Source organism: Pradoshia sp. Z3_51, from assembly GCF_058215915.1.
Genome location: NZ_JBZAJC010000003.1, coordinates 253,776 through 267,646 on the forward strand (window position 1 = coordinate 253,776; position 13,871 = coordinate 267,646).

A 13,871-nucleotide genomic window follows, 5' to 3' on the forward strand; every position below is an offset into this window, starting at 1 on the left:
TAATAGTTGTTTTTCCTATCAATAATGGATATACTAAGCGGACAAGTAAATCGTTAAAGGAGTAATCAAATGGCGAAAATTGAAGTGGGAGAAATCCTTGTATTAGAAGGCGAAAATGGACAGGAAGAAGAAATTGAAGTACTAGGTACATTGGATGTAGACGGAGCAGAATATGCTGTTACCGCACTCGTGGAAGAAATCAAACTCGAAACAGAAGAAGATATGGAAATATTCTTTTTCCGTGTTGACGAAGACGGTGAACTTCACGAAATTGAAAGCGACGAAGAATTCCAAAAGGTCGCAAGTGTACTTGAAGAGAATATGAAACACTCTCATTAATTTACAGGTAATAGGTTGTCCCAAATGCATTAATAGCATAAGGGACAACCTTTTTTTGTGAATTCAGTCAAGATCTACATATAGACCTAGGTGTTGACTGTGAATATACTTAAATCCCAGCCATTCAAGGCCCATTCCGTTTTCATCCTTCAATTTCCCACGTACAGAAAATCTCTTAGTTATTTTTTCTTTAATAACAGTATTTCTCCTCTATGCTTGTATGCCACATTTAAATTGTAAAAAAAGTCAAAATGATTGTATAGTTAAATAGATAAAGATTGTATCTACCGCTCTCATTATGACATTTAATAAATGTTTTTATCTAAAGAAACCTACTCTGACTACGTTTTATCAACCAAAGAAAACTCCTCTTCCAGATTCAAAGAATCTTGCACACATAATTATTCCTAATACATTTTGAGCCATTTGCTTCAGAATACGAAACCTCTAATCATCATAAAATTATTTTTGTATTAAAAGACTGATTTGAATGGAGGATCATATGAAGGATACGATGAAGAAACGGATTGGTGTTATTCTATCAGCTGCGCTTCTTTTCTTACCATTCAGCCTGCCTACAAAAACCTCAGCCGGCAAGCTGAAACCACCTGATGAAACCTTTACGCCAGGCCAATGGTTCCTGGGTGAACGGCCGCCGAATTTAAATCCAGCTAAACCTCCGATTGTTTTTGTCCAAGGGAAAAATGGCAGTTCAACCAGTTGGTACGGTGAAACAGAATATCATGGCGTGAATGATATGTATACAAAGGCGTATGAAGCCGGATATCAAACCGCCTTTGTCCAGCTTTATGATGCAGCCGGAAACGGGTCGGAAAATCAGTATACGAACGGAGAATTACTTGCATCGATGCTAGCCGATATCTCCCGACACTTCAATGGCCAGAAAGTCAACATCATCGCTCACAGCAAAGGAGGACCAGATACTCAAGCAGCCCTAGTACACTATGGAGCCCACCCCTATGTCGGCAAGGTTATTACACTAGGTTCACCACATCGTGGTTCAGAGCTGGCAGACCTGGCATATAGCTGGTATGCTGGGTGGCTCGGAGATTTGCTTGGCCAAAACGATGCTGGTACCTATTCTTTGCAGCTTGGGGAAATGGCGAGATTCCGCTCTGTAACGGATGGGCATACGAATAGAAACAAGAATAAGTACTATACCGTGGCAGGAACGGATCATGGACCTGCTTTCTCCGCTCTATCCTTGGGAGGCGCCTATTTATCTTCATACGGGGCTAATGATGGATTGGTCACTGAAACAAGCTCCAAACTATCCTATGGTACACATCTGTTTACAGACAGCTCAATTGACCATGATAATATTCGGATGGGCTCCAAGGTGTTTTCGCGGATTGAGCCTTACTTGCGTTCTGCTACTGTCACACAAACTAAAACCACAACAAATCTTCCCAATCAATATGAATCAGCTATCCAAAACACATCGTCCCACTATATTCATGGGGATGCCTTAGCCCAAAATCAACTTGTAAAAAAAGAGATCTATATTCCTGAAAAAACTACCGGTACAATCTCGATCTATACGGCCCACTCAACAACAGGTGTCGAATTGATTTCACCAGATGGTACCATCATCCCCGCCTCTAAGCCGACTGTCGATCAGATACTTTTTTCCGGTGCCAGCTTATATACCTTTTATAACAAAGAATTCACTCCTGGTACATGGACGGTACAAATAAAGGCAACGGAAGCTGATGATGCCTATCTATTAGCCTCTACCTTTAACGAAAAGGAAATATATAAACTGGAGATGGCCGGAACAGGCAAAGCAGAGCTGACGGACTTCACCATCCGTGCCCCTAAGCATTCCGGAACAGCTAGCTTCTCAATTAAATTAATCGACAAAGACGGTATCGAATTGACGCAAACCGTCCTCCCTAAGACAACCAACGGAATAGATTTCTCTGCCAAACTGCCAAAAGTGCCGAAGCCAGGTGTCTATAATATGACAGTCGATATCAAGACCAAGCATCCTAACGGAAAAGAATCTGTTCGCACGTTGGTGAGATCTGTTTATATTGATTAATGTGTATATACACCCCTCTTATGTTTCTTTAATAAGAGAGGTGTTTCTTTTTTGCTTATTCAGATTATAAAGTGGTCATAATATATTTTTTAAGCTCTCGCTCCATCCAATAATCTTACACTTTGATACAGGTATACTTTCATTTCAGCAGGGAATTCTATTTCAAATCACCTCTATAAAAGGAGCACGGATTATGAACCTGCAGAGCGGCAAATATTATTGGCAAACAACTTATCCTAATCCTCCTGTATATCCATCGTTGGAGGAAGATATACTTTGTGATGTTCTTATTGTTGGGGGAGGAAGTTCAGGGGCACAGTGCGCCTACCTTTTAAGCGACAAAGGACTTAAGGTGGCTGTAGTTGATAAACGAAGGATTGGTACCGGCAGCACAATGACCAACACCGCCCTCCTTCAATATTTAGGAGATAAGATGTTGTTTGAGTTGATCAATTCCTTTGGGGAAGAATCAGCCATTTACCATACAAAATTATGCGAGCAAGCCATTTCTGAAATTGAAGAAACATCGAAAAAACTAAATTTAGATTCCGAGTTTACACGAAGGGATAGCCTCTATTATGCCAGTGATCCCCAAGGAGAGACGAAGTTACAAAGGGAATACGATTATTTGATCAAGCACCACTTCCCTGTCGATCTGCTTAACGAAAGCCAAATTAAAGAGCGTTACCCATTTTCTAAGCAATCAGCCTTGTATATCCATAATGATGGGGAAATCAATCCATTTAAATATAATCATGGCCTGATTCAAGCAGCCCATCAAAAGGGTGTACAAATATTTGAGGATACAAAAATAACCGGTAAAAAATTCAATAAGGAGTATGCTACATTTTTTACAGACCGTAATCATTCCATCACAGCAAGAAAAGTCATCATTGCTGCTGGATATGAAGGGCTCGAATTTAAAAAAGATAAGGATTGTCTTCTGACAAGTTCATATGCTGTTATCACCAAACCGGTTGAAAATCTTCAGCAATCTGAATGGTATAAGCAAACATTAATTTGGGAAACAGCACGCCCATATATCTATATGCGCACAACTGCAGATAATCGGATTATCATTGGAGGACTTGACGAAAACACAATCTATCCTGAGGATCGTGATTCAAAAATTAATCATAAAAAGACGAAGCTTATTGAAGAATTTAATAAGCTCTTTCCCGATATAAAAGCTGAACCCGAATTTTATCTTGGAGCCTTCTATGGCGGGACACACGATGGACTTCCTCTTATCGGTCAATATGACGAATTTCCACACTGCCATTTTCAATTTGCCTATGGAGATAACGGACTTGTCTATAGCACTGTCTTGTCTAAAATCATCACGGATATCATCACAAAAGGTTCTCATCCAGCCTTTAACTTATATAGTCAGAAACGGAGGGAAAGGTAATCCAAATAGGTTATTTGTATAATTTCAATATTAAATGTAAAAAAAGGCAAAACCAACTTTAAAAGGTTTTGCCTCTTTCTTTAATTAACGGACTTGGATGAGAATTTGTCTATACCATAGATTTAATCATTCTAGCTTCATACTTATTAGATTTAGAAACAAAAAACCTCTTATGAAAATAAGAGGTTTTTTTTACTAGCGTCCCAGGAGAGATTCGAACTCCCGACCGACGGCTTAGAAGGCCGTTGCTCTATCCAGCTGAGCTACTGGGACATGTTTTTAATTTTTTTACGTTGTCCTTAACGACATTTATTATTATATAATCACTTTATTTATAAGTCAATAACTTTTTTGAAAAAGTTTTTTATCTTTTTAAAAGTGAAGGGAAGGGAAGGGAACTCACAAATCCTGATCTGTATATTCCCTTCACTTACTATACAACTTTTTTTTGATTTAGGAAAGTGTTGTTTTCAATTGCCAGCCTGGTAATTTTTCCCCAGACATTGTGTAAAAATCAACGATTGCATTCTGACCTTGTTTTTCGAGAATCACATAGGTTTTATACTGACTTCCTCTCGGTAGACGTATACTGCCGGGATTAATATACAGGCAGTTATCAATTTTTTCTGCACCTGCTATATGAGAGTGGCCAAAACAGATAACATTCGCACCAACCTCTCTCCCTTTCAAGCTAATATTCATCAACGTAGATTTGATATTGTATAAATGCCCATGTGTAACAAGTATTGACCAGTCTTCAAGATGTGCAATTAAATCCTCCGGAAAGTCCTCTCCGAAATCACAATTACCTCGTACAGTTTGATAATACTGAATTACTTGATCATCACGAGATAATTCTGAATCCCCGCAATGTATAAACAGATCGACCTCTTCTTTATGTCTTTCATGCAAAACGTCCAATTCTTCCAGTAAGCCATGGCTATCACTGACAATTAAACATTTCATAGGAATTCCACTACTTTTTCATTTAGTACTTTCTCTAATTCTTTTAAAGCATTCGCTCGATGGCTGATTCTGTTTTTCTCCCCTGCTTCAAGGTTCGCCATCGTTGTTTGTTTTTCCGGCACAAAGAAAATAGGATCATATCCGAAGCCATTCTCGCCATCCGGCGCGTCAGCAATGATTCCCTCACATGTTCCGGAAACTGTAATAGGGTCCATCTTCGGACCGACAAGTGCTATTGCACAATAAAAACGGGCAGTTCGTTTTTCTTTAGGTACACCCTCTAGCTCATTAAGAACCTTTTCATAATTAGCTCTATCATCTTTTCCTGGACCTGCATACCTTGCCGAAAAAATACCCGGACGTCCATCCAATGCATCAATGACCAAGCCAGAATCATCAGACAAAACAGGCATATTCATAAGCTCGGAAATAGTGTTAGCCTTCAAAAGAGCATTTTCTTCAAATGTGCTTCCTGTCTCTTCAACATCAATCGCATTCTCAATATCTAATAGGGTAATAACCTTAATCCCTTTTGGGGAAAATAATGCTTCAAATTCTTTTGCTTTACCTTTATTTTTGGTTGCAATTAAAACGGTATTCATATTCAACTTCTCCTCCCAAGAGAAAAATCGTATAAATTGGTACGCTTTACTGAATTTTAGCTGCTATATCTCCCAATGACTCTTGCTGTACAGTAAATAATTGCTGTAAACCTTCACTTGCAAGGTCAAGTAATTCATTCAATTGATGTCTGGAGAAAGTCGCTTCTTCTCCGGTTCCCTGAAGCTCCACAAATTCCTCTGCGCCTGTCATAATGACATTCATATCCACTAAAGCCTTAGAGTCTTCATGATAATTCAAATCAAGAACCACTCCAAGCTCCTCAATCATCCCGACTGATGTGGCAGCTAAATAGTTTTTAATCGGATAAGAGCTAATTTTCCCTGCCTCCTGAAGCTTATCGAGCGCAATCGCCATTGCAACGAATGCACCTGTAATCGAAGCTGTTCTTGTTCCTCCATCTGCCTGAATCACATCACAATCAATCCAGATTGTTTTTTCTCCAAGCGCTTCCAAATCGACTACCGCACGTAAAGCGCGCCCAATCAAACGCTGGATCTCCATCGTACGTCCAGTAACTTTCCCTTTAGTTGATTCGCGCATCGTCCTTTGCTCTGTTGCACGAGGCAGCATTGAATACTCTGCCGTAATCCATCCTTTTCCTTCTCCGCGCATAAATGGCGGAACACGGTCATCTACACTGGCTGTACAAATCACCTTTGTATCACCGATACTGATTAACACCGAGCCTTCCGGGTGTTTAATATAATTTGTTTCTATATGTACGGGTCTTAATTCATTCTTCTTTCGACCATCAAATCTCATAGGTACCTCCTAAATGTATACATCATGCTTAGTTTAGCATACCCTAAATCAATAAAAAAGCACCCTGTCCAAACAATATTGCCATTTATGTCCAAATTAAAAACAGGCAAGCTCCTAAACGGAACTTGCCCATCTTTTTCACTATTAGTATTTACCTGTATTGACGGTTTCAGGTCGTGTTACCGGTTCCGATAGCTTCTTGCCATCTTCCTTCAGAAGCTCACCCTCTCCATTTACCTGAATCGCCACTTTCTTTATATCTTTTTGCTCAGTAAGAGAAAGCACCAGTTCATTTAATAAATGGCCGGATACTATTTTCTCCTCCCCATCAAAGCTTGAATAAATAGATTCATTAAAATTAAGTGTAACCACGCCATCCTCTATTTTAGGTTCCTCGACTAATGCAACATCAGGTCTGAACTCCGTAACAAGCGGAGAGGAATAACCCGGACCTTTAATCAGGCTGCTGACTACGGCTTCTACATGGTCATTTTCCTGATTACTGATTCTTTTTGTCACTGGTACATAATAATAGTTATCTGTTTCACCGGACATATAATAAACCGTAACAGGACGTGTATTCATAATATCGGTCGTGTCTGTATGATCGTTATTAATTCCCATTAATCTTGATGTTCCGTTTTGTATTGCTATTTTATTAACGGGCATCTCCTTTAATGCTTGCCCTTCGATTTGCAATTTTACTTTCTCCACTTTATCAAATTGCGTTAAAGTCCAAGTCACTGACTCCAGAATTTTCGTTTCATCCTCTTTTTTATATTCCTTAAACTCTTTAGAAAAATCTACGGTGGCTACTCCATCCTTAATGTCTACACTTTTAACAGCAGTATCTGACGGCAAAACAGCTTTGAATCCATTCGGAAGCATTTGTGATACCGGGCCGTTCGTCACTAAATATTCCACCGCCTGCTTAGCTACACTTTCTGTATTTGGCAATGGAATGGTTTGTGGCACAATATATCCATTTGCATCCATTAAGTATAATTCCGTTTGAACCTTTAATGCCTCTTCATTCTTTCCTGCCTCTTCGTTGGTGTTAACACCCTCCTGATTGACAACTTCTTCTTCACCCTCTGCCTGCTCCTTCAAATAAGTAACATCCTGTGGCGGATCAATTTCTTCTTTTTTTGGTAAATCGAACAAGCCGCAGCCTGACACTAAAACAGATGATATAAGTACCGAAGCAACCAATGTTGATTTTGTTCGTAAAGGCATACACCATTCCTCCTAAGACTGTTTGTACTACATATATACGGGGCTTGGCTCATTTTATACCTTTATAGGCAGAAAAAAATTATGGATTAAAAAAACCCTTGCACAATTTTAGCGAAGTATTTTCATACTTAAAATTGTGCAAGGGTTTTTATAAGTTGCTTTACTAGTCTCCATCTACCAACTGATTAAGCGTAGCATGTTCAACCGTTTCAACTGCTTCACCAAGCCAGGCGTAAGCAATAGATTTAAACATTCTTCTGGAGCCGGTAGTATAGAAATTGTAGGTTGGCTGAGGGGTTTCCTTATTTAGCATGCCAGCATGCTCCAATAGTACACTTGCCTCTCTGGCCGTTTCTTCCCCTGATGATATAACCGTCACATAGGATCCCATATAATTTGATATAGGTTCTGTTAGCAATGGGTAATGTGTACATCCCAAAATCAATGTATCCATGCTCCTATTTTTCAAAGGCTTTAATGTTTCAGCAACAATTTTTTTAGCAATTGCACTGTTCCATTCCCCGCTTTCTACCAGAGGGACAAATTTTGGGCATGCCAAACTTTCAATGTGTACCTTTGGATGAATGCTTAATAACGCCTTATTATATGCTTTACTGCGCACTGTTCCTTCCGTACCAATAATACCGATGTTTCTTGATTTTGATACATCAATCGCTGCCCTAGCTCCCGGCTGAATAACACCCAAAACCGGAATTGGCAGGCTTGCCCTCATTTCCTCAAGTACGGCAGCCGTCGCGGTATTACAAGCTATAATTAACATTTTAATATTCTTCTTCAAAAGGAAATGAGCCATTTCCCATGTAAACTTTCGAACTTCTTCCATTGGTCTGGGCCCATATGGACATCTGGCTGTATCACCAAGATATATTAAATTTTCATTTGGAAGCTGCCTGATAAATTCTTTAAAAACCGTTAATCCGCCAACTCCCGAATCGATAAGTCCTATTGGGTTTTCTCTATCCAAATCAGATCGCCTCTATCTATCTTTTGCTTGCAGCATTTTGCTCTATTATTTAAACCGGACTGTATATCACTTTATCATTAGTTTATTTCTTTTCCAATCCATCACTTGGGCATAAAAATAGAGTAGTGATTCAAACCACATACTTTACATTTTACAATGACGTGTATAGTGATTTGATATTCGCTACTCTTCCTAATTTATGGACTCATAAAGGAATTGTCAAGAACAATGATAAATAGATCAATTGCTAGGCGAGCTTCTAAAAAGATCATTGAATGATCTTATAATTCTAATTCACCCATTCGAAGTAGTTCTACGACCGCTTGGGAACGGCCCTTTACGCCCAATTTTTGCATCGCATTAGATATGTGATTTCTCACAGTTTTCTCACTAATAAAGAGGTCCTTAGCGATATCTTTTGTTGTTTTGTCCTGTACCAATAACTCAAATACTTCTCTTTCTCTTTTTGTGAGTAAAGGTTTATGAGTGAAATCGTTCTCCTTCAACTATTGTAACCCTCCTTGCTACCAGCCATAACCTTAGGATTGGGTATATATTTAGTCACGATAGTGTATGTGACTGGTCTATAAGGAGTGACTATATTTAGATAAGAATGAACGTGTTTTTATGATTGAGGTTGCTTCTTCAATCCGTCATTAAACAATTCCTTCATCTCTTCTGTCCAAGCTACCGGCTTACCGCTTAATCTGGAAATTTGGACAACTGTTCCTCGACCGGTGAAGCAGGGAACCCCATCCTCTCGTAGACCAAGATAATGGATATCAACCGATGAATTGCCTATTTTATTTGCCTTAACTTTAATATTGAGTTTCTCATCGAAAAAAACCTGGTGGAGAAAATCACATTGAAGATCAGCTACTACAGGAATCGTTTCATGTTTGGTATCCACCCAATCCTGCATCATGCCAAGACTTTTAAAATATTCAATCCGTGCCTGTTCAAAATACGTAAAAGGCACTGTATTGTTTAAATGCCCAAACATATCTGTCTCTGAAAATCTAACTTTAATAGAATAAGAAAAAGTAAATTCTTCTTTCCACTCTTCCATGTCTTTAATATATGCAATTTTACCCATTGGGAACACACCTCTCCATAAATATGAATGACTATTCATTCATTATACAGAAAAATCGACGAAATTGTAATTATTTTACTGGTGGATAGCATGTTTTTTGGACCATGTCCTTTGCTTAGATTACAAGTGAATAAAAATAAAACTTTATTGTATGATCACAAATGTAGTACTAACCTATTTATTTATATTTCTACAAACATAACACAATCGCTAAACGGAAAAGGCCGTCTGACTATTACAGACGGCCTTTTCACTTGCTATATTACATTTATTTACATCCATCTAAGGCTATCAAAATGAAAAGACTTAGATTTTGTCACTTCCAAAGAAATTTTTGAAAGCTTGGACATTCGTGTCCCGATTTAATGCAGCAATCGAGGTTGTCAAAGGAATACCTTTCGGACAAACTTGAACACAGTTTTGGGAGTTACCGCAATCCTGAATTCCTCCGTCACCCATTAACGCATTCAGACGTTCTGCTTTTTGCATTTCACCTGTTGGATGAGCGTTAAATAGACGAACCTGTGACACAGGAGCAGGTCCGATAAAGTTGGACTTATCATTTACATTCGGGCAAGCCTCCAGGCAAACGCCGCAAGTCATACATTTAGATAATTCATATGCCCACTGGCGTTTTTTCTCAGCCATACGAGGTCCCGGACCTAAATCGTACGTACCATCGATAGGAATCCAGGCTTTAACTTTTTTAAGTGAATCGAACATTCTGCTACGGTCTACCTGAAGGTCACGGATAACCGGGAAAGTACGCATTGGTTCCAGCACGATTGGCTGTTCATATTGATCCACTAATGCCGTACAGGATTGACGTGGCTTTCCATTAATGACCATGGAACAGGCACCGCAAACTTCTTCCAGACAGTTCATATCCCACGTAACCGGGCTTGTTTTCTTGCCTTCCTTTGTAACCGGGTTACGACGTATTTCCATTAGTGCAGAGATGACATTCATATTTGGTCGATAGGACAACTCAAATTCTTCAAAATAGGGCTCAGAGTTCGGGTTATCCTGGCGTTGGATCTTAAACAGTACTTTACTTTCTGTAGCCATAATTAATTTGCCCCCTTGCTCTTAGAGTAGTCACGTTTACGCGGCTTAATAAGTGAGACATCAATCTCTTCATAATAAATATTTGGTGCAGATTTTCCATCAACAAAGTCAGCCATTGTCGTTTTCATGAACTCTTCATCATTTCGTTCTGGGAAATCCGGTTTGTAGTGAGCACCACGGCTTTCGTCACGCTGCAGGGCACCTAATGTGATAACGCGTGCCAGTTGAAGCATATTGTATAGCTGACGTGTGAATGATGCTCCCTGGTTGCTCCATTTTGCCGTATCGTTAATATTAATGTTTTCCCATCTTTCAAGCAGCTCCTGAATCTTTTCATCTGTTTTTTGAAGCTTATCATTATAACGAACTACTGTTACATTATCGGTCATCCATTCACCCAATTCTTTATGGATGGAATAAGCATTTTCTGTTCCATTCATGGACATAATGCGATTCCATTTTTCCATTTCAGCCTTCTCATGCTGTTCGTATAAAGAATCCGGTAGGGAATCAGCGTTTCTAGCAAGTCCATTTACATAGCGTACCGCATTTGGTCCTGCAACACTTCCTCCATAAATGGCGGATAGCAGGGAGTTCGCTCCTAAACGGTTAGCTCCATGCTGTGAAAAATCACATTCACCGGCAGCAAATAATCCAGGTATTTTAGTCATTTGGTCGTTATCAATCCATAGTCCACCCATGGAATAGTGAACAGCCGGGAAGATTTTCATAGGCAATTTGCGCGGATCTTCACCAGTGAATTTTTCATAGATTTCAATAATACCGCCCAATTTAATATCAAGCTCTTTAGGATCTTTATGAGAAAGATCCAAGTAGACCATGTTCTCACCGTTGATTCCCAGCTTTTGATTCACGCACACATCAAAAATTTCACGTGTTGCGATATCACGAGGAACTAGATTTCCATAAGCAGGGTATTTCTCTTCAAGGAAGTACCAAGGCTTTCCATCTTTATAAGTCCAAATACGTCCGCCTTCTCCACGCGCAGACTCACTCATTAATCGAAGTTTATCATCCCCAGGGATTGCCGTTGGATGTATTTGAATAAATTCACCATTTGCATAGGTAGCACCCTGCTGATATACAATCGCAGCTGCTGAACCAGTGTTAATGATGGAATTCGTAGATTTACCAAAAATAATTCCAGGTCCTCCGGTTGCCATAATAACTGCATCCGCACGGAAAGATTTAATTTCCATAGAGGTTAAATTTTGTGCTACAATTCCGCGGCATATCTGTTCATCATCCAGCACCGCTCCAAGGAATTCCCAACCCTCATATTTCTGAACAAGACCCGCCACTTCATAACGACGAACCTGTTCATCCAATGCATAGAGCAATTGCTGGCCAGTAGTTGCGCCTGCAAATGCTGTTCTATGATACTGTGTACCGCCGAAACGTCTGAAGTCGAGCAATCCCTCAGGCGTACGGTTAAACATAACGCCCATACGGTCAAACATATGAATGATCGAAGGAGCCGCATCACACATTGCTTTTACCTGCGGCTGGTTAGCCAGAAAGTCACCGCCATACACGGTATCATCAAAGTGCTCCCAAGGAGAATCACCTTCACCCTTTGTATTTACCGCTCCATTAATTCCCCCTTGGGCGCAAACAGAATGGGATCTTTTAACGGGTACGACTGAAAAAAGTTCTACTTTATGTCCTACTTCAGCGATTTTGATGGTAGCCATTAAACCAGCAAGACCGCCGCCGACTACGATTATATTACCTTTACTCATAAACCGACCCTCTCCTTATTAAACTAGCAGACTCACCTGCTAAGCTATTGCAATTGTTTAAGCCATGTTGATAAACGCCAGCAGCGTGCGAATGGATATAAAAGCTAAAAATACAAAAACTCCAAGAGTTATATATGTAAATATTCTTTGGGATTTTGGTGTTACGATAAGTCCCCATCTTAAAGCAAATGACCATAACCCGTTTGCAAAGTGAAATATTGCTGAAAGTACACCTACCATATAGAAAGCAATCATAAATGGATTAGAAAAAATTTCAACCATCATATCCGCATTTGCTGTATCACCCAATGCGACCTGCACCCTCGTTTGCCATACATGCCAAACGATAAAAACTACAGTCACGATACCTGTGATTCTTTGTAAAGCAAACATCCAGTTACGGAAATAGCTGTAACTTCCCACTGAATATTTCGCCGTAAATGCAATATGAAGACCTAATACAGCATGGAAAAGGATTGGCAAATAGATGACAACAATCTCCATTAAAAGCCTAAAAGGTAAATCATGCATAAATTCAGCTGCTTTGTTGAATGCTTCAGGCCCTCTTGTCGCAAAATAATTGACCATTAAATGCTCAATCAAAAAAAGCCCGATTGGTAATACCCCTAACAACGAATGTAACCTACGTAAATTAAACTCGCGACGACTCTCCATAGTTACCCTCCCTCTGAAAATGAAAAAATAAAAGTATAGCCTTGGATAAGGACTATGCCTTAAATAATTGCAAGCAGGTCTTCAACATAGCTGCAATCATCTAACCCACCACCCATCTAAGATGCCAAAAACATTTTTCTGCAAAATTAATAGATGAATAGTATAAAAACAAAAATAATTCCACATATTCTTACAATTATGTGACGGTTTTATTGTACTCCTTTCAACCAAAATGCGTCAAGAAAACGGATACAGAGATTTCCTATTTCTACCGATAATTTGTAAATAACTGATATTTTTCTATTTCTATATATTACCTGGAAAATACTTAATAGAAAATACAACTTTACCCTTGCATCCACTCCCATATATATAGCTATAATAATGTAAGGAAAGAGGGGAAACTATGACAAAAGAAGATAAGTTAGAGTCAGTAGAAATGGCACCTGTCACTGAAAATGAGCCGTTAATACCTGCATTTGGGTATGAAATAATAAGAGAATTCCTTTTGGAAGATTTATTGGGAAAGGAAGGCCCTCAAATCCTTTATTGGGCTGGAAAGCAACTCGGAAGAAGATTTCCATTATCTAGTACAGAAGAAACCATCACGTTTTTTCATGACGCCGGTTGGGGCGACCTTACGCTGGTAAAGGAAACAAAAGATGAATTAAAGTGGGAGCTTACAGGTGAATTAATTAACCGCAGATTTTCAATCAACGAAAATACCCATTTCCAATTAGAAGCAGGTTTTCTTGCCTACCAAACAGAACATCAGAGAAAAGTAGTTTCTGAAAGCTATGAAGAACAAAAAAAACGGGCAAATAAAGTATACTTCACGGTGAAAACCGACAATAAAGATACCATTTAATGTAAATTGATTA

14 protein-coding genes and 1 tRNA gene are annotated in these 13,871 nt (G+C 39.2%); 4 read left to right on the top strand and 11 right to left on the bottom strand.

Annotated elements, in window-relative coordinates:
* Window positions 1-69 precede the first annotated feature (69 nt).
* From AC4BHA_RS08400 to AC4BHA_RS08410, 3 genes are all read left to right on the top strand, one after another.
* Complete coding sequence (locus tag AC4BHA_RS08400) at window positions 70-339, top strand: DUF1292 domain-containing protein (protein WP_066108697.1); 270 nt, start codon at window positions 70-72, stop codon at window positions 337-339.
* Between the two features lie 502 nt (window positions 340-841).
* Window positions 842-2,404 (top strand): esterase/lipase family protein, encoded by a 1,563-nt coding sequence (locus AC4BHA_RS08405; protein ID WP_490558430.1) that lies wholly within the window; start codon window positions 842-844, stop codon window positions 2,402-2,404.
* Window positions 2,405-2,597: 193 nt separating this feature from the next.
* On the top strand, window positions 2,598-3,815 hold the full coding sequence (locus AC4BHA_RS08410) for an NAD(P)/FAD-dependent oxidoreductase (protein ID WP_490558431.1): 1,218 nt from the start codon (window positions 2,598-2,600) through the stop codon (window positions 3,813-3,815).
* Window positions 3,816-4,014: 199 nt separating this feature from the next.
* Here AC4BHA_RS08410 and AC4BHA_RS08415 read toward each other — a convergent pair.
* From AC4BHA_RS08415 to AC4BHA_RS08465, 11 genes are all read right to left on the bottom strand, one after another.
* Window positions 4,015-4,088, bottom strand: a tRNA-Arg gene (locus AC4BHA_RS08415).
* 180 nt (window positions 4,089-4,268) lie between these two features.
* Window positions 4,269-4,781 (bottom strand): metallophosphoesterase family protein, encoded by a 513-nt coding sequence (locus tag AC4BHA_RS08420; RefSeq protein WP_066108704.1) that lies wholly within the window; start codon window positions 4,779-4,781, stop codon window positions 4,269-4,271.
* Window positions 4,778-5,383 (bottom strand): XTP/dITP diphosphatase, encoded by a 606-nt coding sequence (locus AC4BHA_RS08425; protein ID WP_490558432.1) that lies wholly within the window; start codon window positions 5,381-5,383, stop codon window positions 4,778-4,780. The genes AC4BHA_RS08420 and AC4BHA_RS08425 overlap by 4 nt, the downstream gene beginning before the upstream one ends.
* A 46-nt stretch (window positions 5,384-5,429) precedes the next feature.
* Window positions 5,430-6,167 (bottom strand): ribonuclease PH, encoded by a 738-nt coding sequence (rph, locus tag AC4BHA_RS08430; protein ID WP_490558433.1) that lies wholly within the window; start codon window positions 6,165-6,167, stop codon window positions 5,430-5,432.
* Between the two features lie 144 nt (window positions 6,168-6,311).
* Window positions 6,312-7,403 (bottom strand): GerMN domain-containing protein, encoded by a 1,092-nt coding sequence (locus AC4BHA_RS08435; protein ID WP_490558434.1) that lies wholly within the window; start codon window positions 7,401-7,403, stop codon window positions 6,312-6,314.
* Between the two features lie 163 nt (window positions 7,404-7,566).
* Window positions 7,567-8,388 carry a glutamate racemase gene (gene racE / locus AC4BHA_RS08440; RefSeq protein WP_066108716.1) on the bottom strand — a complete coding sequence of 274 codons (822 nt, stop codon included), beginning with the start codon at window positions 8,386-8,388 and terminating at the stop codon, window positions 7,567-7,569.
* Between the two features lie 281 nt (window positions 8,389-8,669).
* Complete coding sequence (locus tag AC4BHA_RS08445) at window positions 8,670-8,894, bottom strand: helix-turn-helix domain-containing protein (protein ID WP_066108719.1); 225 nt, start codon at window positions 8,892-8,894, stop codon at window positions 8,670-8,672.
* A 119-nt stretch (window positions 8,895-9,013) separates the two neighbouring features.
* The gene (locus AC4BHA_RS08450; protein ID WP_066108722.1) at window positions 9,014-9,484 is read right to left on the bottom strand and encodes an acyl-CoA thioesterase; all 471 of its coding nucleotides are present in this window, start codon (window positions 9,482-9,484) and stop codon (window positions 9,014-9,016) included.
* Between the two features lie 306 nt (window positions 9,485-9,790).
* Window positions 9,791-10,552, bottom strand: a complete 762-nt coding sequence (gene sdhB, locus AC4BHA_RS08455; RefSeq protein WP_066108725.1) for a succinate dehydrogenase iron-sulfur subunit — start codon at window positions 10,550-10,552, stop codon at window positions 9,791-9,793.
* A gap of 2 nt (window positions 10,553-10,554) precedes the next feature.
* A complete protein-coding gene (gene sdhA, locus AC4BHA_RS08460; RefSeq protein ID WP_066108728.1) occupies window positions 10,555-12,315 on the bottom strand; it encodes a succinate dehydrogenase flavoprotein subunit in 1,761 nt (586 codons plus the stop codon).
* Window positions 12,316-12,372: 57 nt separating this feature from the next.
* Complete coding sequence (locus tag AC4BHA_RS08465; protein ID WP_066108731.1) at window positions 12,373-12,990, bottom strand: succinate dehydrogenase cytochrome b558 subunit; 618 nt, start codon at window positions 12,988-12,990, stop codon at window positions 12,373-12,375.
* Window positions 12,991-13,396: 406 nt separating this feature from the next.
* On the opposite strand from AC4BHA_RS08465, the gene AC4BHA_RS08470 reads away from it, so the two are divergent.
* Window positions 13,397-13,858, top strand: coding sequence for a YslB family protein (locus AC4BHA_RS08470; protein WP_066108735.1), 462 nt, complete (start codon window positions 13,397-13,399; stop codon window positions 13,856-13,858).
* Window positions 13,859-13,871 lie beyond the last annotated feature (13 nt).